Annotated in this window: 18 protein-coding genes; 5 read left to right on the top strand and 13 right to left on the bottom strand. The window is 27.1% G+C overall.

Going from position 1 to position 18,205, the window contains the following annotated elements:
* Nucleotides 1-304 precede the first annotated feature (304 nt).
* A complete protein-coding gene (locus BTM21_RS00780; protein ID WP_079481644.1) occupies nucleotides 305-541 on the bottom strand; it encodes a Veg family protein in 237 nt (78 codons plus the stop codon).
* 178 nt (nucleotides 542-719) lie between these two features.
* Here BTM21_RS00780 and BTM21_RS00775 point away from each other — a divergent pair, with 178 nt between their 5' ends.
* Nucleotides 720-2,159: a DDE-type integrase/transposase/recombinase gene (locus BTM21_RS00775; protein WP_079481036.1), complete on the top strand. Its 1,440-nt coding sequence runs from the start codon at nucleotides 720-722 to the stop codon at nucleotides 2,157-2,159.
* 364 nt (nucleotides 2,160-2,523) lie between these two features.
* On the opposite strand, the gene yabG is transcribed toward BTM21_RS00775, so the two are convergent.
* Together yabG and BTM21_RS00765 are read right to left on the bottom strand one after the other, a co-directional pair.
* Complete coding sequence (yabG, locus tag BTM21_RS00770) at nucleotides 2,524-3,408, bottom strand: sporulation peptidase YabG (protein ID WP_021876625.1); 885 nt, start codon at nucleotides 3,406-3,408, stop codon at nucleotides 2,524-2,526.
* An 89-nt stretch (nucleotides 3,409-3,497) separates the two neighbouring features.
* Nucleotides 3,498-4,499, bottom strand: coding sequence for a CotS family spore coat protein (locus tag BTM21_RS00765; RefSeq protein WP_021876626.1), 1,002 nt, complete (start codon nucleotides 4,497-4,499; stop codon nucleotides 3,498-3,500).
* 105 nt (nucleotides 4,500-4,604) lie between these two features.
* Here BTM21_RS00765 and BTM21_RS00760 point away from each other — a divergent pair, with 105 nt between their 5' ends.
* The gene (locus BTM21_RS00760; RefSeq protein WP_021876627.1) at nucleotides 4,605-5,726 is read left to right on the top strand and encodes a glycosyltransferase family 4 protein; all 1,122 of its coding nucleotides are present in this window, start codon (nucleotides 4,605-4,607) and stop codon (nucleotides 5,724-5,726) included.
* Nucleotides 5,727-5,776: 50 nt separating this feature from the next.
* Here BTM21_RS00760 and BTM21_RS00755 read toward each other — a convergent pair whose 3' ends face one another.
* From BTM21_RS00755 to BTM21_RS00745, 3 genes are all read right to left on the bottom strand, one after another.
* Nucleotides 5,777-6,826, bottom strand: coding sequence for a CotS family spore coat protein (locus BTM21_RS00755; protein WP_242944820.1), 1,050 nt, complete (start codon nucleotides 6,824-6,826; stop codon nucleotides 5,777-5,779).
* The gene (locus BTM21_RS00750; protein ID WP_131431664.1) at nucleotides 6,816-7,550 is read right to left on the bottom strand and encodes a hypothetical protein; all 735 of its coding nucleotides are present in this window, start codon (nucleotides 7,548-7,550) and stop codon (nucleotides 6,816-6,818) included. Before BTM21_RS00750 ends, BTM21_RS00755 begins: the two co-directional genes overlap by 11 nt.
* 67 nt (nucleotides 7,551-7,617) lie before the next feature.
* Complete coding sequence (locus tag BTM21_RS00745) at nucleotides 7,618-8,610, bottom strand: CotS family spore coat protein (protein ID WP_021876630.1); 993 nt, start codon at nucleotides 8,608-8,610, stop codon at nucleotides 7,618-7,620.
* Between the two features lie 152 nt (nucleotides 8,611-8,762).
* Between BTM21_RS00745 and BTM21_RS00740 the strand changes: the two genes are divergently transcribed.
* Nucleotides 8,763-9,890 carry a glycosyltransferase family 4 protein gene (locus tag BTM21_RS00740; RefSeq protein ID WP_079481645.1) on the top strand — a complete coding sequence of 376 codons (1,128 nt, stop codon included), beginning with the start codon at nucleotides 8,763-8,765 and terminating at the stop codon, nucleotides 9,888-9,890.
* Here BTM21_RS00740 and BTM21_RS00735 read toward each other — a convergent pair.
* The 7 genes from BTM21_RS00735 to tsaD all read right to left on the bottom strand — a co-directional run bounded on the left by BTM21_RS00735 (nucleotide 9,874) and on the right by tsaD (nucleotide 16,727).
* Nucleotides 9,874-11,010 carry an ABC transporter substrate-binding protein gene (locus BTM21_RS00735; RefSeq protein WP_021876632.1) on the bottom strand — a complete coding sequence of 379 codons (1,137 nt, stop codon included), beginning with the start codon at nucleotides 11,008-11,010 and terminating at the stop codon, nucleotides 9,874-9,876. The two genes, BTM21_RS00740 and BTM21_RS00735, sit on opposite strands and share 17 nt — an antisense overlap.
* An 8-nt stretch (nucleotides 11,011-11,018) precedes the next feature.
* Nucleotides 11,019-12,107: an ethanolamine utilization protein EutH gene (eutH, locus tag BTM21_RS00730; RefSeq protein WP_096145304.1), complete on the bottom strand. Its 1,089-nt coding sequence runs from the start codon at nucleotides 12,105-12,107 to the stop codon at nucleotides 11,019-11,021.
* A 115-nt stretch (nucleotides 12,108-12,222) separates the two neighbouring features.
* Nucleotides 12,223-12,639, bottom strand: a complete 417-nt coding sequence (locus BTM21_RS00725; protein WP_021876634.1) for a carboxypeptidase-like regulatory domain-containing protein — start codon at nucleotides 12,637-12,639, stop codon at nucleotides 12,223-12,225.
* A gap of 112 nt (nucleotides 12,640-12,751) precedes the next feature.
* Nucleotides 12,752-13,051: a PTS sugar transporter subunit IIB gene (locus BTM21_RS00720; RefSeq protein WP_079481646.1), complete on the bottom strand. Its 300-nt coding sequence runs from the start codon at nucleotides 13,049-13,051 to the stop codon at nucleotides 12,752-12,754.
* A 196-nt stretch (nucleotides 13,052-13,247) separates the two neighbouring features.
* Nucleotides 13,248-14,510 (bottom strand): S1C family serine protease, encoded by a 1,263-nt coding sequence (locus BTM21_RS00715; RefSeq protein WP_021876636.1) that lies wholly within the window; start codon nucleotides 14,508-14,510, stop codon nucleotides 13,248-13,250.
* 156 nt (nucleotides 14,511-14,666) lie between these two features.
* On the bottom strand, nucleotides 14,667-15,689 hold the full coding sequence (locus tag BTM21_RS00710; protein WP_079481647.1) for an alpha/beta fold hydrolase: 1,023 nt from the start codon (nucleotides 15,687-15,689) through the stop codon (nucleotides 14,667-14,669).
* A 27-nt stretch (nucleotides 15,690-15,716) separates the two neighbouring features.
* Nucleotides 15,717-16,727, bottom strand: coding sequence for a tRNA (adenosine(37)-N6)-threonylcarbamoyltransferase complex transferase subunit TsaD (gene tsaD / locus BTM21_RS00705; protein ID WP_021876638.1), 1,011 nt, complete (start codon nucleotides 16,725-16,727; stop codon nucleotides 15,717-15,719).
* 232 nt (nucleotides 16,728-16,959) lie between these two features.
* Between tsaD and BTM21_RS00700 the strand changes: the two genes are divergently transcribed.
* Both BTM21_RS00700 and BTM21_RS00695 read left to right on the top strand, forming a co-directional pair.
* Complete coding sequence (locus BTM21_RS00700) at nucleotides 16,960-17,583, top strand: RusA family crossover junction endodeoxyribonuclease (protein ID WP_079481648.1); 624 nt, start codon at nucleotides 16,960-16,962, stop codon at nucleotides 17,581-17,583.
* 24 nt (nucleotides 17,584-17,607) lie between these two features.
* A complete protein-coding gene (locus tag BTM21_RS00695) occupies nucleotides 17,608-18,180 on the top strand; it encodes a GDSL-type esterase/lipase family protein (protein ID WP_021876640.1) in 573 nt (190 codons plus the stop codon).
* Nucleotides 18,181-18,205: the final 25 nt, after the last annotated feature.

Here is an 18,205-nt window from a genome sequence, read left to right as displayed (position 1 = left end):
TTGACAAGAGTAGAATTATGTCGTATTATAAAGGTGGTTATTGACCATATAACCTCTCATAAATTCTCAATACCCTTTTATACCATAGTTGAAAGATGGAAACCCACCATCTTTCTTTTTTTTATAAAAATTTATTTATTAGTTACTAGTCGTTTATAATATATAATAATTCTACTATTTTAATTTAAAAGGAATTACGTAATTTTTTTATCTATAACATTATATTAAAAAACTTGAAGAAGTATACCTCCAAGTTTTTTAATAAAAAAAAATATGGAACTTCGTCAATACGAAGTTCCATCTTCTATACAGCAAAATATAATTGTACGGTCTTTGTTAATACATCTGAATAACTATATGTCACGGTCCTTTGGGTGTCAGTTTCTAGTCTAACCACAAAAATACTTGGATAAGTACTTTCTATTACTCCATTGTTTACTAGGATTTTTTTTCTACCACCGTTAGCCTTTAAAGTTACCTTTTGGCCTACATGATCTTCAATATCTCTTTTTATGGTGGCTATTGTTTTTAATTTTTCCATATAAACACCCTCTTTCTATTTTTGTTAGTGTAAAGTTTTTTACACTACTTTTCTTTTTAAATCTTTATATATCAAGGTTTCGCCAGTTTTTTTGTATAAAAAAATAACGACCCCCTAATTTCATGTTAAAATTGAATCTCTAACCAAACAAAATCACACATGAAAGGATGTCGTTATTATGGATTCAATTATAACTTATTTAATTACTTATAATCAATATTTAATTGCCATTATCGGTCAATTACTTTTATTCATCTCAAAACATATTCCACTTAACCAGATGATATTTGATGATTCTAATAGTCCAGAATACCAAAAATTCAAAGTAGATAAGCTACCCACAATTATTAGATTTGAAAAGGTAGACTATATATTACTTTTAGCTTATTACAAACATAAATATAACAAGACCGTAAAACCCGTCCAAAGACGGAACGGGAAGTCTATCCCTAAAAAAACTAAATGTCCTAAGTGTGGTGCACCACATGAATATATATACGATAACAATGGCAGTAAAGGACAGTTTCAATGTAAAGTTTGTGGTCTTACATTTAAAGAAACTAATCACACAACTAAACCAATAGTATTTATATGTCCTTATTGCGGTGCTACGCTTACGGAACAAAAGCAACGCAAGCACTTTAAAATACATAAATGCAATAATTCTAAATGCTTATACTATCAAAGAAATCTTAAGAATCTTCCAAAGAATATTGATCCTTGTGATAAATACAAGTATAAGCTTCATTACATATATCGTGAATTTAATATTAACTTCTTTAAAATGGATCTATATCCAATATCAAAACATGCTACCGGATTTAGTTTTAAGAAGTTTAGCCCGCATATAATGGGACTATGCTTGACTTATCACGTTAATTGTAAAATGTCTACAAGACAAACAGCTCATGTTTTAAAAGAAGTTCATGGAATAAAAATTTCACATAGAACTGTTGCTAATTATGCTCTAACAGCAGCTGCTGTTATTAAGCCGTTTGTTGATACCTTTGATTACAAACCCTCTAAAATACTTTCTGCCGATGAAACTTATATAAAAGTAAAAGGCATTAAGCATTATGTCTGGATTGTAATGGATGCTTGTAAAAGGTCTATTCTAGGTTATCAAGTATCTGATACAAGAGATACTGGCCCTTGTATACTAGCAATGCGTATGGCTTTTGATAAGTTTAAAGACTTCCCTGGAAAAGCTTTAAACTTCGTTGCCGATGGTTACAGTTCATATCCGTTAGCGAAGCAACAATTTGAATTAGAAAAAAATAAAGAATTTAATCTAACTCAAGTTATCGGACTTACTAACGATGATCCAGTATCTGAAGAATTTCGTTGGGTTAAGCAAGTTGTAGAGCGTTTAAACCGTACCTTTAAATCTTCCTACAGGGGTACCTGTGGTTATGGAAGTGATGAAGGTGCTCTTTATGGCTTCTCCCTTTGGGTTGCTTATTACAACTTCTTACGCCCGCATCCTTACAATTACTGGCGCCCTTTAAACGAATTAAAGCAACTAGATGGTATTGACAATATGTCTGCAAAGTGGCAAATTCTTATCAGTCTCGGTCAACAAACCATATTACATATGCAAGAATCACAAACTTCTTGATAAATCATAAAATCAAATATTGATTAAGTTTTTGCCTCCGTTACCGAAGGTCTTTTTAGCATATTCAATTTTAAAATTTTCTTAGATATTATAAAGATATTTTTAACTATTATTCCAAATTAGCCATAAGCTATTTTTTCATACGAAACTTTACACTATCCTATTTTTCATTATACCCCATCCCCCTATTTTTGTCAAATAAAATTTATATTTTAACATTTTTTCAATGCATTTGTCAATGTAAACTTTAAACTTATTTATAAATAACACATACATTTATTATTATCTCTATATCTAAGACTTTTATACTACTTATTTTATTTATTTTTATATTCAATAAAAAAATCCCATTTTAGGGATCTTTTTAAATATATGCTGATTTAGGATAACCTTCTCTATATTTTCCTCTTGTTTGAAGTCCTCCAATACCTTTTATACCTGTTATAGTATTATCTATAACATCAGTAATGGATACAACCTTATCTATTCTTGTATATGCAATTCTCTCACATACAAAAACTGGATCTAAACAATGTATTAATACTCTATTAGGTGAACTTGCAAAATTTGCTCCTGCATCTAACATACATTCATAACAGCTTTGGCAAGCTCCTGCAAAAATAACTAATTCATCATAACTTGAATTATAATTTCTAAGAGCTCTAACTGCTTCAATGTAATACTTTGAATTCCTATAGTTATCTAGGTTCAAATAATCATCTGTAACTCTAAGAACTCCATCATGTCCTGTTAATACAACTATATCAGGCTTTATTTCTTTTACTAAGTCCACTACCTTTTTAGGTTGTTCTCTCTCAGGTATAGAAATTCCAACTGCTTCTAAAGATAATTGTTTATATACCTTTAAACAAGTTTCTAAATACTCTTTATCGCCATCTATATGAAGTATCTTTCCTGGTCTTCCAAATACTAATTCTTTATTGGGTGTTTCTTTTAAGTTTTTGGTTCCTCGGCTATTGATTGCTCTAATAGCCCTGGTATCCCCCCTTAATGAAATTGCCTTATCTATTGCCTCAGTTACTCTAGTGTTAAGTATTTTTTCTTTTTCTCCTACAAAATCATCATCAACTTTTTGTAAATCATCTTTAGTTGAATCTGCAATTATTCTTATGCTTATCCCTTTAAGAATATATATAGGATTGCCTTCTTCATCTTCTTTAATATCAATTATTTTGAAAGTAATATCCTTGTCATAAGATTTTCTTACAACTAAATCACCTACAACCATAAAACTTCCTCTTTTAAAATTGTTTATTCTCCATAATATGTATAATTTTATATTTTTGTGAATAAAAAAAAGTGCTTTTACGCACTTTTTTATGATATTGTATATGCATTTTTAAATTCTTCTAAAAACTTTAATAATTTATCTTGTTCATTTATTATAGCTTCTATTTTATTACTAAAAGTATTTTGTCCCCAATTTACTTCATTGTAATAATATCTATTTGCAAGTCTCCAATATCTTTGTGGGAATTGTAAAAATGCATATAATACTTTATACTCTTCCTCTCTTAATGGATATACTTCATTGTAAGAGTCTATTATCGCCTTTGCAAATTCTATATCCCAGTCTACTCTTTTTAAAACCTTAATCATAAAGTTTGAAACATCAAAAGTTCTTATTTCTCTTTTACAGTAATCAAAATCAATAACGTGTGCTTGATCTTCATTATCTAAAATTATATTGTGATAGGTAAAATCATGATGACAAAAGCTCTTCTCTTCCTCGGCAATCTCACATAATTTCATATAATCAGACTCTTCTAATGTTTTTAAAGCTTTCCTTCCCATATCTTTATAAAATTCCATTGATTTTAGATATAATAAATCGAAGTCGTTTTTACCATTCTTTTTTCTTACCATGTCTCTCATTTTATCTAGAGACTTGATTCTTTTAGTCATAAGGTGAGGCCATCTACCTAAGTCACTCTTAAGTTTTGAATTTTCTGGAGGATCATATCCCTTAGAGGCTTCATGCATTGTAGCTAATGTTCTTGCTGCTAATTTAACCTCTTCTATGTTGTGAAAGTCACACTCTCTTCCCTCTAGCCATTCTGATAATGTATAAAGATCCTCATTTACTAGAGCATACGGTTCCCCGTCTATGTTTAAAAAATATTTGTCCACATTTTTAAATCCATTATCTATTAAGTGTTGTTTTGCCCCACAAACAAATAATAATTTTTGTGGACCATAATTTATTTTCTTTAAACATCTTTCTCCCTTATTAGTTTTCAGATAGTAAACCCCTTTATTAGCCTTAATTACTTCGATTTTAATATCAAACTGTCTTTCTATTTCGAATTCTCTCATCATAGTGCTCACCCCCTTTATATTTATATGTGTATATCCATACTTTTATTAACATTTTTTAACTATTAACAATATAATAAACTAATATTACTTTGAAAGGATTAAATTATGAAAATAGGTATAGATGGTAGAGCTGCTAAATGGTATAGAGGAACTGGTATAGGCACTTATACGTATCAACTTATAAATAATTTAAATAAATTTGATAAAAAAAATAACTACTCTATTTTTTTACCTGAAGGCTCCTCTCTGGATCTAGGTAATAATTTTAAGATAGAATCCTTAAAATCTACATCAAAGGATAACTTTTGGGAAGAAGTAAAAGTTCCTAATCTATTAAAAGATAGTAATATGGAACTTTATCATGTTCCACAAAATGGAGTAGGACTTTCTAATAACATATCTTGTCTAAAAGCAATAACATTACATGATATAATTCCTCTTAGAATGCCTGAAACTGTTAGTGATAGATATCTCAATATTTTTAATAATGAGTTACCTAATATTATTAATAATTCTCAAGGAATATTAACTGTTTCTGAATTCTCTAAACAGGATATTGCAAAAGAATTTAATTTCCCAAAAGAAAAAATATTTGTTACCCATTTAGCAGCAGAAGATATATATAAACCTCTAAATAAAAATACTTGTAGAAAAATAATTTTAAATAAATATGGTATAGATAAAGATTTTATTCTTTATGTTGGGGGCTTTAGTCCAAGAAAAAATATAATCGGTATTATAGAAGCTTTTTCACTTTTAAAGTCTAATTTAAAAAGAAACCTTAAATTAGTTATTACAGGTAAAAAAGGCATTTCCTATGAAAGATATAAAAACCGTGCAGATGAATTAGGTTTAAGTGATTCAGTAATATTTACAGGCTTTATTCCTTTAAATGATTTGCCCATATTTTATAATGCTTCCAAGCTTCTAATTTACCCTTCTTTTTATGAAGGCTTTGGATTACCTCCATTAGAAGCAATGGCTTGTGGCACCCCTGTAATAGCCTCTAATGTCACTTCCTTGCCTGAGATATGTGGTGATTCTGCTATTTTAGTTGATCCTTCTAATATAGATGCTATAAGCTATTCTATAGAAAATATTTTAAATGATCCTATTTTGAAAGATAATTTAATAAAAAAAGGATTATTAAAGAGTTCTAATTATTCTTGGGAAAACACAGCTATAGATACTATAGATGCATATAAATCTATAATTAAATTATCATAATACTAATAAAAAGGTTGTATCAAAAATATTTTTTGATACAACCTTTTTTATTAGTATAAATAATCCTTAAAATTTTCTATAAATTTATCTAAAAACTCTCTTCTATATACTTCATTTGATAATTTATTTCTAAATCTATTTAAAAACACTTCTTCTTCCCAAGTCTTTTGACTATAATAATAATCCTTAACGGAAGTAACAAAATCTCTTGGAAATGTTATTAAAGCATAAAATACCTTAACTTCATCTTTAGTCAATGTATTAACCTTATTATAGCTTTCTATTATTAATTTAGCTTTTTCACTATCATAAGCTAAATTCTTAATTACCTTAGACGTATAATTAACTAAATCAACTACTCTTGTATCTATATTACAATAATCAAAATCTATTATCTTTACATCTTCACCATCTATTATAAAATTATGGTGTGCTAAATCATTATGACATAATACTCTTTTATCATCATCTTCTAAAAGACTATTATAATTAGATAAAGCAAGTAGCTCCTTAGCTTTCTTTATATAATTAATATTGTAATCTACATTTTCTAAAAATAACTCATCAAATTTATTTCTATACTTGAATCTACTAACGTAATTCTTTAGTTCTAACATATCATTTAAATTTTCTTCAAAATATTTTGGTAAATAACATCCTACATTTCCTTGTATTAAAGAATTATCTAATTCTTTAAATATTCCTTTAGATGCATTATGCATACCTGCTATAGCTTTTGCACAAATGGAAATTTCTATAGGATTTGAGAATGTAGCTTCTCTTCCTTCAATCATATCTAATATAACATAGGTATTTCCATTCCACTTCTTATAAATTTTCCCGTCTTTATTTTTCCAATAACTTAATATATTTTTGTACTTATTAGAAACATAATTTAAAGACTCGTCTATAAACTCTAATCTTCTTTCGCTTGAATCTACAATTTTAAGAATTTTTTTTCCTACAGGAGTTGTTAATATAAATACTTTTCTTAAAGGTATTACATCTTCAACCTCTATTCCCAAATCTGAGAAAAGCTCTTGACTTAAGTCATATTTACATAAAATACTCTTGTCTATATACCTTGTTTTATTTATCAAAAAAATCTCCCCCAATCACTCCATCACTATATATTCCATCTATTATTTGAGCTTTTTTAAACTCTTCTAAATACTCTTCATTTGATAAGTTTTTTTTATTTAAAATATATTTCTCCCATACTTTTAAACTTTCATTTGGATAATATATTAAACCTCTTAAATATTCTTTACTATATATTGAAAGTCCTAACTTATCTACATAGTAATCTATGATTTTATTAACCTCTATAGGAATAAACTTTTTCTTTAATTTTTTTATATAGTTATATAGGTCATGTTCAATTAGATTATAAGATAGGTATTTTACCGTACTTATTTCTATAAAATTTTCTAACTTAGAATCTTTTAAATTACTTTCATCAACTCTTCCTAAGCACACCTCATAATTTATCATACTTCTTTTTATTAAGTCCTTATAGTTATTATCAATAATATGATTTATAGCAATATTACCCTTATTTAATAAATTTTCACCATTTGAAATTATATATAGGTCTATTTCATTTTTATCTTTTTTTTCTTTCCTTTCTTTAAAATCTAAAGTAAGTTTTTTTAATTGAACTTTGTAATCTTCTACATCCTTTCCTATTGTGCTTCCTATTCTAGGCATTATATTTTCTCTATATTCTCCTATAAACTTATGAAACTGTACTATTAAATTAATTTGATTAGCTATTTCCTCTTCATTGATATTTTCTTTATTCTTAATTTTTTTATTTATCACCTTTATATTTCTATTTTTTAAATAGGTATTTATATCTCTACTTTCTATGCTAACCACCCCATATCAATCAAAAAAATTCTTCTATAAATTTCTCTCTATTTTCTCTATCACTTAAATATTTATTTATTTTATTTACCATAAATTCTTCTCCCCAAGGTTGTTGCTCCCAATAATATTGTAATCCTATTTGCCAAAATCCTTGTGGAAATTCTATAAATCCTTTCATTAGTTTTAATTCATCTTCATATAAATCATGAGTTTTGCTATAGCTTTCTAATATTAAATTTGCTTTTTCAATACTCCATTTTCCACCTTTCATAGCTCTTATAAGTAATGAAGATAAATCATGTAAATGAGAATCTAAAATACAATAGTCAAAATCTATTATGTTTATATTACTTTCTTCATCTAAAAGAACATTATGATTAGCAAAGTCATGGTGGCAAAAACCTCTTTTACATACTTCTTTATCCATCATTTCTATATATTTATTTTCTTTTAAAGATAAAATAGCACTTCTTCCTCTCTCTATTTCACTATTAACAGCTTCTAGATATAAGCTATCAAATTCTGATTTATATGCCTTTTGACTTATTCTTTTTTTAAAATCTAAAATCTCCTCACATCTAGTTTCAAAAACATGTATCCATGAATACCAACCTATTCTTGGCTTCATACTTATATCCAAAGAAAACCCTTCACTACATTTATGAAGCTCTCCTAATTTTTCAGCTACTTTACTAAGTTCAAATAAATCATCATATTTAGTTGATCTTGATGGTATCCACTCATTTAAATAAGCATAGTTATTTCCAAGCTTTATAAAATCTAACCTATCATTTGTTTTTATTATTTCTGGTATTTTATTAAAATTTCTATTTTGTAAATGCTTTATAGCAGAAAAGATGAAATAAAAATGAGGGTATTCATATTTAACTACTTTAACACCATAAATTCCCTCTTCCGCCTTAACCTTATAGGTATTTTTAACCTTTTCTATATCTATAACATTTAACGAGTAATTATCTTCTATTACATTTTTTACATCTAAAAAATTCATAAACTACTCCTTAAGATTTGGTTCAATTCATTATATGAAATTTATATTTTATTGTGTTTATTATCACCTAATAAAATTATTAATAATATACTGTTATATAAACTAAAAAACTTAATATCTATAATAATATAAGGATAAAAGGAGGATACTTTATGAAAATTTCAATAGATGCTAGAGGAATTAACATGTATAAAGGCACGGGAATTGGAACATATACTGAAAATGTAGTTACCGAACTACTTAATATAGACAAAGATAATGATTATACTCTATTTTGGACTGGAGAAGATTATAACAATTATAAAAATAATAATAGTAAAATCGTTTTTTCCTCTAGAAAACATGGTAGATTTTATGAAAATTTTTACTTTCCTAACTATATTAAAGATAATGAAATTGATCTACATCATATACCTCAAAACGGAATAGGTTTAACTGATGATTATAAAACTAATTGTGTAGTCACAATACATGATTTAATTCCATATCTTATGCCTGAAACTGTTGGTAAGGGTTACTTAGAAAGATTTCTTAGAGATATGCCTAAAATAATAAATCAAACTAAAGGTATCATTACTGTTTCTGAATATTCTAAAAGAGATATTTTAAGATTCTTTAATGGATTTCCTGAAGATAAAATTTTTGTTACTCCATTAGCTGCAAATTCCTCTTTTAAACCTCTAGATAAACAATACTGCAAAAACTATGTAAAAGAGAACTTTAAAATTAATAACCCCTATATACTATACATAGGAGGATTTAGTACGCGAAAAAATGTTAGAGAACTTATTTTAGCTTTTAATAATATAAAAAAGGATTTAAAAATACCTCATACCTTACTTCTTGGTGGAGCTGTTAAGGATGAAGGTCAAAAATTAGTAAAGCTAGTTAAGGATTTAAATATTGAAGATTCTGTAGCCTTTACTGGATTTATAGATTCTAATGTATTACCAATTTTGTATAATGGAGCTGAAGTTTTTGCTTATCCATCTTTATATGAAGGATTTGGCTTACCACCGCTTGAAGCTATGAGCTGTCAAACTGCCGTTATTACATCTAATTTAACTTCTATTCCTGAAGTAACAGGCGATACAGCAAGTCTTATAAATCCCTTTGATAAAGATGAACTTGCAAAATCTTTAATTGATATACTAAATAATGATGATTTAAAAAACTCATTAGCCTTAAAAGGTTATAAAAGAAGCCTCCAATTTTCATGGAGGCATACAGCAAATAATACTTTAAAAGCATATGAATCTATATTTAATTCTCTTCAATAATTTTGCTATTAATATCTTGAATTAATTTATAATCTTTTAAAATAGGAGCTCTTTCTGATATATTACAAAATATTACGAAAGGGCTACTTCCTTGTATATTAGTATTTTTAACTTTACTCTCTAAACTTTTATCTTTATAAGTATATAAAGAACTTGGAAACATATTTCCTTCTATTAATTGAGTCTGTAATAACTCTATATCTGTTGCTGCATAACTTATAAAGCTTCTTATTAACTTTATGTTATCATTATTACAATTTAATATTACTAAATTTTCTCCACCTAAATCATAAAATTTATTAGCCCCTAAATTAATACTTGGAGGTAATTTACATATCCATTTTCCTGGTATTAATTCTTCATTTAGTTCTTTAATAATTTCTAAAGAAGATATCCTTGCTACATAATTAGAGTCTCCATAATAACTTATAAGCTCACTACTAAAAATAGATTTTATATTTTTCTCTATATTCGCTTTTAGTTCTTTTTCATTATTACTTTCTTGCATTATTTCCGCTGATATTAGAAGCTTTAAATTATCAATATCCTTTTTGGAAAACAATCTAATTTCACCATTTGTTTTATTAAATATTTCAACACCTATTTTAAACATATCATTCCATGTATTTATATCTTCTACTTTGTATCCATATTTATTTAAAATATCTTCCCTAATAAATAATGCCATAGGCTTTGAAGTTAAAGGAACCCCCATATACTGACCATCACATTCTACCTGTTTCAGTCTATTCTTATTAAAATTTTTATTATAGGTTTCAATTATTTCATTAGTTTCATTAACAATCTTTATTTTATCCTTAAAATCATTTATCCCAATAAAATCCAAATGAACTATATTAGGTAATTTTTCTTCTTCTGTATCTTTTATCTTATCTAGATACTCCTCTTTAGATATGTTAACTACTTTAATATTAGCTCTTTTATTACTTTCTTCAAATTCTTTTGCAATTTTAGATAAATAATCATAAGTATTTTCATCTGCCCATACTGTTATATTTCCTTTTACAGATTCATGAGAATTAATTTGAAATATATATATTATTAAAAGTAACGGTATTATAAATGCTAATGCTAATAAATATTTTTTATTTTTATCCATCTTTTCTCCTAACTTTCTTTAATCACTATACTATTTTTCTTAGTTATTAAAAATGCTAACATAATTGCTAATACTCCGCAAATTAACTTAGTTGCAATATAAATCAAAACAATTTCTTTAGCCTCTGTTGCAACATAGCCTAGCTGTCCTCCTAATACATAAGCTCCTGCTACTGAAAATGCAGAACAGATAACTTTTCCTCTATCATCTAAGTCTTCAAAAGTTGAAAATACTATTATAGCTGAAGCTAAACTTCCTATCAAAGCTGCTATTGAAGATGAATTTATTCCTATTTTTTCTTTTACTAGTTCTAATTGCTTTCCTAGTAATCTTTTTACTATTTCTAGCATAACATATGCTCCACCTAAAAAAATTGCAATCTTTCCTACAGTAGTTAAAGCTTCTCCTATAGGTAATAAATTTTTTATTACTACGATTCCTGATATAGAAGTAAACCCCTGAAGTCCAAGTCCTATAAAGCCAATAGTTATAATCACCTTACCTATATATGTAAATATTCGTATTACTTTATCTAATGCAATATATAAACCTACAGATACTAAGATAGATAATAATATTATAGGCATTAAATTTATCAATAAAATCTTAAAATCAATTCTTAGCATTAATCCACCTATAAATAATCCTACTGGTATAGTTACTATTCCACATAGAATCCCTTTACATAATATAGGTAAACGCTTTTCTTTTATCATACCTAATGCTAAAGGAAGGGTAAAACTAATGGTACATCCAAGTATAGATGCTATTAGTACTCCTGAAAAATAAATCATCTCCTGCGTAGAGCTTATATTCTCAGCTATTTTAAAAGCTCCCATATCTATAGCTATAAAACTAGATGCCACTATAGATGAATCAATAGCAATTTTATTAGTTATAGGAACTATATATTTAAGAATTAATTCTGAAATTATCGGAGTAACAGATAATATTCCTACCATTGATAATGCTAATGGACCCATATTATTAATTCCTTCTTCAAAATATCTTCCTAATTTAAACCTATCCCCTAATATGTAATCTAGTACTCCAATAATAAAAAATATAGAAACTATATATAATACTATTTTTTCCATAATTTAATTTTTCCTCCTTATCACAATTAATAAGATTTTAACAGATTTTTAAATAACAAAAAAGCCTTTTACAAAAGTAAAAAGCTTTTTTGTTATTTAACTTTTTTCAGTTATCTTAACAACCGCAACCGCAGCCACAGCCACATCCACATGGTGGATTTTCTGGTTCTGGATTAGATTCACATACATTCTTTCCTAAACATTGACCATTATATGGGTTTGGTTGTAATGTTGTAAATTTTATATTTATATTATCTTTATAAATCTTTAGCATATATTTAGTGTTTGGACATAAAGGTCCTAATAAGAATTGACCATAACAATCAGTGAATGTATGGGTTAATGGATAAGGATATTTGCATCCATCTACTACTTTTAATAGTTTTACTACTGCATCTGGTACTGGGTTTCCATTAGGATCTAATACAGTTCCAAATATAACTGATCTCTTTTCTTCTGGTAATCTAACTATTGCCTCTATTTGTTCATTAACACCTGTTGTTAAAGGACATGATGCTATTCTTCCGCTCATAACTTTGCCTCCTAAGTTTATCTCTAAAATTTGTTTATAATATAGAATATGCCTTAGGAGTAAAAAGGTGAATTACGAGCTTAATTTAAATGTAATTTACTTTTTTGTCTATTTACTTTAATAAATTTAATATTTGATTAAATACTTTGACACCATTCATTGTTCCGTAATCTATAGAACTTATAACTTCAACTGGAATATTATTAAACTTTTCACTAATTGCATTTTTTAAGAATTTAACTTGAGGTGCTAAAAGTAAAATATCTACTTTATCTTTATATAAATCTAAATCCGATTCACAGCAAGAATCTATTGTACATTCAAAACCTTGTTTATCTGCCTCTGTTTTCATCTTTGATACTAGAAAACAAGTTGACATACCTTCTGAGCATACTAGCATTATTCTTTTCATATTTAGTAATCCTCCTTAAATTTAATCTTAATATTATACTTTGTGTTTTTTACAAACTATATATTCACTAAATTATTTTAAATATCAATATACACTACTTTATCACAAATTATTTTAAAATCAACACTATTATTATTACAAAAAAAATAGTTAAAGGATAAGACGTTAAAAATTAACTTCTTATCCCTATTAATCCTTATTGTTGTGCAGTTAACTGTAAATCCACATTTATACTTTCTTTATTTCTAACAACTTCTACTTTTACTATATCTCCTTCACTTTTAGAATCTCTAATCTTTTTTAACTCATCAAAGTTTTTAATTCTTTGACCATCAAATTTTGTAATTACATCCCCACCTTTTATTCCTGCTTTTTCTGCTGGTGAGAATTGCATTACTTCAACTACATATAATCCTTCTGGCATATCATATTGTTTTGATAAATCTGAATTTACTTCTCTAATTGATACTCCTAAATTTAAGATAGGTTTTGATAAAGAGTCTATTCTATCTTTTACTTCATTAATTGGAATAGAGAATCCTATACCTTCTGCTTCACCACTAATCTTCATTGTGTTTATTCCTATAACTTCACCCTTTGTATTTATTAAAGGTCCTCCACTATTACCAGGGTTTATAGCTGTATCTGTTTGTATTAAGTTTAACTTAACACCATTTTTAGTTTCAACATTTCTGTTAATAGCACTAACAAGACCGCCTGTTACTGTTTGAGAAAATTCTTTTGAAAGTGGTGTTCCTATTGCAAGAACTTCTTCTCCAGGTTTTAATGCATCTGAATCTCCAAGTTGAACTACTGCTGGAACCTTTATATTATCAACAATTTTAATCATTGCTACATCTTGATTTTTATCGTAATTAACTACTTTTGCTTTAACTTCCCTTTTATCACTTAAAGTAACTGTAACTTCTTGAGCTCCTTCTATAACATGATAATTAGTTAAAATATAACCTTCTTCATTTATTATAAATCCTGACCCTATCCCCTCTACTTTTTGTGGTATAAATCCTCCATAATTAGTTGTTCCCTTAGTAGATACTATAACAACTGCTGGTGCAACTTTTTCAAAAGCTTGTGTTTTAGTTAATACACTTTCTCCATCTGTATTAAATGTTGGTGGATTTGGAGTTGATGTTACATTTCCAGTATTACCATTTATATTTTTAACAGCATAATAAGTAGCTCCCCCTCCAACTATACCACCTAAAAGTCCTACTACTAATATAAGAGCTATGTTCTTTAACCCATTCTTTTTCTTCTTTCTATTATTATTATCTTCTAAATTAACATCATTAATACTCTCTTGTTCTTCTCTTTCTTTTTCTTCCGAATCAAAATCATTAATGTTATTTTCTTTTTCTATATAAGTATCCTCTTTTTCCTCTACCTTACTTAAATCTTCATAATTATCAACATCATATATTTTATTATCATCACTCATATGTTATGCCTCCTTAATCATTAACTCTATGAATATAATATACCCTGTTTTTGTGTCAATTATATGACATTATTCTCTTCTTATTTTATCTTTAATAAAAATTAAAAAGACATCTATTATAATTTTAATATCATAGACATCTTTTGTAAAATCCTCTTAATTATTCTTTTTATTCTTTCTTTCTATATCATTAACTTGCTTAATAACTTGTCTTATTCCTATTATTACTGAGTCTGGATCTTCTAATGATATAAAATTTGTTTCACAATTAGTTTTATATACTTTTGTTAATGCTGAATCTCCTAAATTTTGCAACGATTCCTGTCCTTCTTTTGCAATAAGATAATATGGAATACCTGAAAATAATCCTTCTTCTTGGCTATTACTTAACCCCTTAGTAATATTTCCCAACTCATTATATACAGCACTTGTATAATCACTTTTAGTTCTATGTACTTTAAATTCTTCTAGTTCGTCTCCCTCTATTTTATCTTCAAAGCCTTTTATTTTAGCATCTAAATTCAACTTATCTAATAAAGTTGTAAGTCCTATATGTGAACCAAAGTCTTCAATCTTCCTTCTAAACTTTTCAAACCTAATTCCTTTTGAGAAGTTTTTATTTTTTATTTGTTCCTCTATAAGTGGATTTACTAAAACCACTCCTGCTACTGTATCTTTATATTCTTTTGCAAAATTAGTTAAAATTAAGCTACCATATTCTTCCCCAACTAAAATATAAGGTGATGGTGCTGCTGCTTTTCTTAATAATATTTTTAAATCATTTGCTTGATCTAAAGGAGTTCTAGTTGCTCCCCCGTCACTAAATCCATATCCTCTTCTATTGTATACAAATACAGTTATATCGTCGTATTCTGATAATAATTTATCACAAACTGCATTCCATTGATTTAAATTTCCACCAATACTCCCATCAAAAATAACTGTATATTTTCCGTCCCCTTTAACTATATAGTCTAATCTTTTATCGTCTACTCTAGTATAATCAACCCTATCTTTTAGGGTTTCTTTAGCGATAAAATTACTAACCTTTTGAAATATAAAGCCAAAAAGTAAAATTATACCTAATATAATTAATACTCTTTTTATTATATCTTTCGGTTTCATTGGCGTTCTCATATTGACTTTATACACCCCGTTAGAATGTGGCAATAACTTCATCCTTATTCCTCTCCCCCTATTATATTACTATAACTTTAAATTTGGTTTTGCATTTAAGTTTAAAGGACTAATCTTTCCACTAATAAAGTTAAAATATGCTGCACTTCCTATCATAGCTGCATTATCTGTACACAATACTGGTGATGGAAATAATACTTCTATTCCTATCTTTTCTGCCGCATCTATTAAGGTTTTTCTTAAAGCTGAATTTGATGCTACCCCACCTGCAATTGCTATTTTCTTAACATCTTTCTTTTTACAAGTTTTAATTACATTCTCTTTTAAAACTTCTATTACAGCTTTTTGGAAAGATGCCGCTACATCGGCTTTATTAACCTCAATATTTTGCATCTTACATTTATTAAGATAATTTAATACAGCTGATTTAACTCCACTAAATGAAAAATCTAATGTTTCTTCATGAAAATTAGCTTTTGGAAACTCTATAGCATTTTCGTTACCTTCTTTAGCTAACTTATCTATCTTAGGTCCACCAGGATATCCAAGTCCTAAAGCTCTTGCTACTTTATCATATGCTTCTCCTGCTGCATCATCTCTTGTTTGACCTATAACTTCATATTCACCATAATCTTTAACATGAACTATAAAAGTATGCCCTCCTGATACTACTAAAGAAACAAACGGAGGCTTTAAATCTTTATGTTCTATGTAATTTGCACTAATATGACCTTCTATATGATTTACACCAACTAAAGGTTTTTTTGTTGCAAAGGCTAATCCTTTAGCATATTGAAGACCTACCAACAAAGCTCCTACTAGCCCTGGACCATAAGTTACTCCAATTGCATCTATGTCATCTAATGTAACGCTAGCCTTCTCTAATGCTTCCATTACAACTCCATTTATTACCTCTATATGCATTCTAGAAGCTACTTCTGGGACAACTCCACCATATTTCATATGTGTATCTATTTGAGTAGCAATAATATTTGATAAAATTTCTCTTCCATTTTTTATTACTGCTGCTGATGTTTCATCACAACTTGATTCTATTGACAATATTAATTTTTTTTCCATATATCTATACCTCAACTTTTACTTAAATCCTTTATTTAACACAAGTATTATACTCCATTAAAGGCTTATTATCAATTTTTATAGCTTGTTAAAGTAAAATTACTAATGTATATTTAAATGAGAAAAATACTAATGATTATTATATACCTAATAAGAAATTTATTCATTATTTTTTGTTAGTATTTATGGATTTTTAAGGATATTTTAATAAAATTTTAAGGGAGTTTACATAATGAGTTCATATGCAAAAATAATAGTACCTGGATCACCCATCTCAAAATCAAATTTTAAGTTGCATAATAAAAGTGGAAGAGCTATATTGCCATATAATACTGGTAAGTCACACGATAGATATGCTTTATATGAAGAGGAAATAGCATACTATGCAAATATTCAAAATCCTGGTGTAATATTAGAGGAATCACTTATTGCAATTCTCAAAGTCTATTACAAAAGTGAAAAAAGACATCCAGATACCGCTAATATAACTAAAAGTATTTTTGATGGAATAGAAAAAAGCGGTTTAATAGTAAATGATGCTCAAATTAGAAGAATTATAACAGAAGAATTTTATGATAAAGAAAATCCTAGATTTGAGTTAGAGTTTTTTGGCGAAAGTGAATATGAAGTTTCTTATAAAATTACAAAAAAAAATATTTCTGATGAAAAAATATTATATTCCCCAATAAAAAAGGCAATACCTATTCCTAAAGAGACTTCTAATAATAAAGTTTCCTCAAATAGTAATAAATATTGTTGCGATATTTGTAAAAAAGAAATAAAAGAAGATAATCCAGTAAAAGCTAATGGTGGAAAAACTTTAATTTGTAGAAAATGCTTTAATAAATTATTTTAATTATTTTTTGAAAGGATGTTTTTTATGGATAATAAAAATTTTGTTTTTATAGGTGATAGCTTAATCTTTGGCTATGGAGTTCCTAAAAATAAAAATTGGGTAACTAAACTTAATGATGCTTTAGATTTTAATATTATTAATAAAGGGATTAATGGTAATACAACTACAGATATGTTGGTTAGATTTTCAGAAGATGTAATCTCTAATAAACCTAAACTTATCTTTTTAATGGGGGGGACAAATGATCTTCTTTCTAATAGACCTGTAGATTTTATAATTAGCAATATAGAATTAATGATTAAAGAAGGATTAGAATCTAATTCTAAAGTTATTTTAGGAATTCCACCAACAATAATAGGATGTGATGCTAATGAGTTATTTGCTCCAAGTAATACCTATAATTATTGTGAACACTCCTTACCTATTCTAAAAAATAAATTAATGGATTTATGTAAAAAATATAATTTATCTTTTATAGATTTTTATAAATTAACAATTGATAATTTAAATAAAAATATTTTTTCTGACGGAATACATTTAAATTCTCATGGACAAAACTTACTTTTTGAAGAAGCTCTTAAAATAATAAAACTTTAGGTAGTATAATACTAAACCTAAAGTT

The organism is Clostridium chauvoei (genome assembly GCF_002327185.1).
Taxonomy (GTDB): domain Bacteria; phylum Bacillota; class Clostridia; order Clostridiales; family Clostridiaceae; genus Clostridium; species Clostridium chauvoei.
The sequence above is the reverse complement of the archived record's forward strand: the minus strand, read 5'-3'. Positions and strand labels throughout refer to the sequence as shown.

Excerpts from the sequence above, each read along its gene's own strand:
- BTM21_RS00780 (WP_079481644.1), bottom strand. The coding sequence starts at position 541 with ATGGAAAAATTAAAAACAATAGCCACCATAAAAAGAGATATTGAAGAT.
- BTM21_RS00775 (WP_079481036.1), top strand. The coding sequence starts at position 720 with ATGGATTCAATTATAACTTATTTAATTACTTATAATCAATATTTAATT.
- yabG (WP_021876625.1), bottom strand. The coding sequence starts at position 3,408 with ATGGTTGTAGGTGATTTAGTTGTAAGAAAATCTTATGACAAGGATATT.
- BTM21_RS00765 (WP_021876626.1), bottom strand. The coding sequence starts at position 4,499 with ATGATGAGAGAATTCGAAATAGAAAGACAGTTTGATATTAAAATCGAA.
- BTM21_RS00760 (WP_021876627.1), top strand. The coding sequence starts at position 4,605 with ATGAAAATAGGTATAGATGGTAGAGCTGCTAAATGGTATAGAGGAACT.
- BTM21_RS00745 (WP_021876630.1), bottom strand. The coding sequence starts at position 8,610 with ATGAATTTTTTAGATGTAAAAAATGTAATAGAAGATAATTACTCGTTA.
- BTM21_RS00740 (WP_079481645.1), top strand. The coding sequence starts at position 8,763 with ATGAAAATTTCAATAGATGCTAGAGGAATTAACATGTATAAAGGCACG.
- BTM21_RS00735 (WP_021876632.1), bottom strand. The coding sequence starts at position 11,010 with ATGGATAAAAATAAAAAATATTTATTAGCATTAGCATTTATAATACCG.
- eutH (WP_096145304.1), bottom strand. The coding sequence starts at position 12,107 with ATGGAAAAAATAGTATTATATATAGTTTCTATATTTTTTATTATTGGA.
- BTM21_RS00725 (WP_021876634.1), bottom strand. The coding sequence starts at position 12,639 with ATGAGCGGAAGAATAGCATCATGTCCTTTAACAACAGGTGTTAATGAA.
- BTM21_RS00720 (WP_079481646.1), bottom strand. The coding sequence starts at position 13,051 with ATGAAAAGAATAATGCTAGTATGCTCAGAAGGTATGTCAACTTGTTTT.
- BTM21_RS00715 (WP_021876636.1), bottom strand. The coding sequence starts at position 14,510 with ATGAGTGATGATAATAAAATATATGATGTTGATAATTATGAAGATTTA.
- BTM21_RS00710 (WP_079481647.1), bottom strand. The coding sequence starts at position 15,689 with ATGAAGTTATTGCCACATTCTAACGGGGTGTATAAAGTCAATATGAGA.
- tsaD (WP_021876638.1), bottom strand. The coding sequence starts at position 16,727 with ATGGAAAAAAAATTAATATTGTCAATAGAATCAAGTTGTGATGAAACA.
- BTM21_RS00700 (WP_079481648.1), top strand. The coding sequence starts at position 16,960 with ATGAGTTCATATGCAAAAATAATAGTACCTGGATCACCCATCTCAAAA.
- BTM21_RS00695 (WP_021876640.1), top strand. The coding sequence starts at position 17,608 with ATGGATAATAAAAATTTTGTTTTTATAGGTGATAGCTTAATCTTTGGC.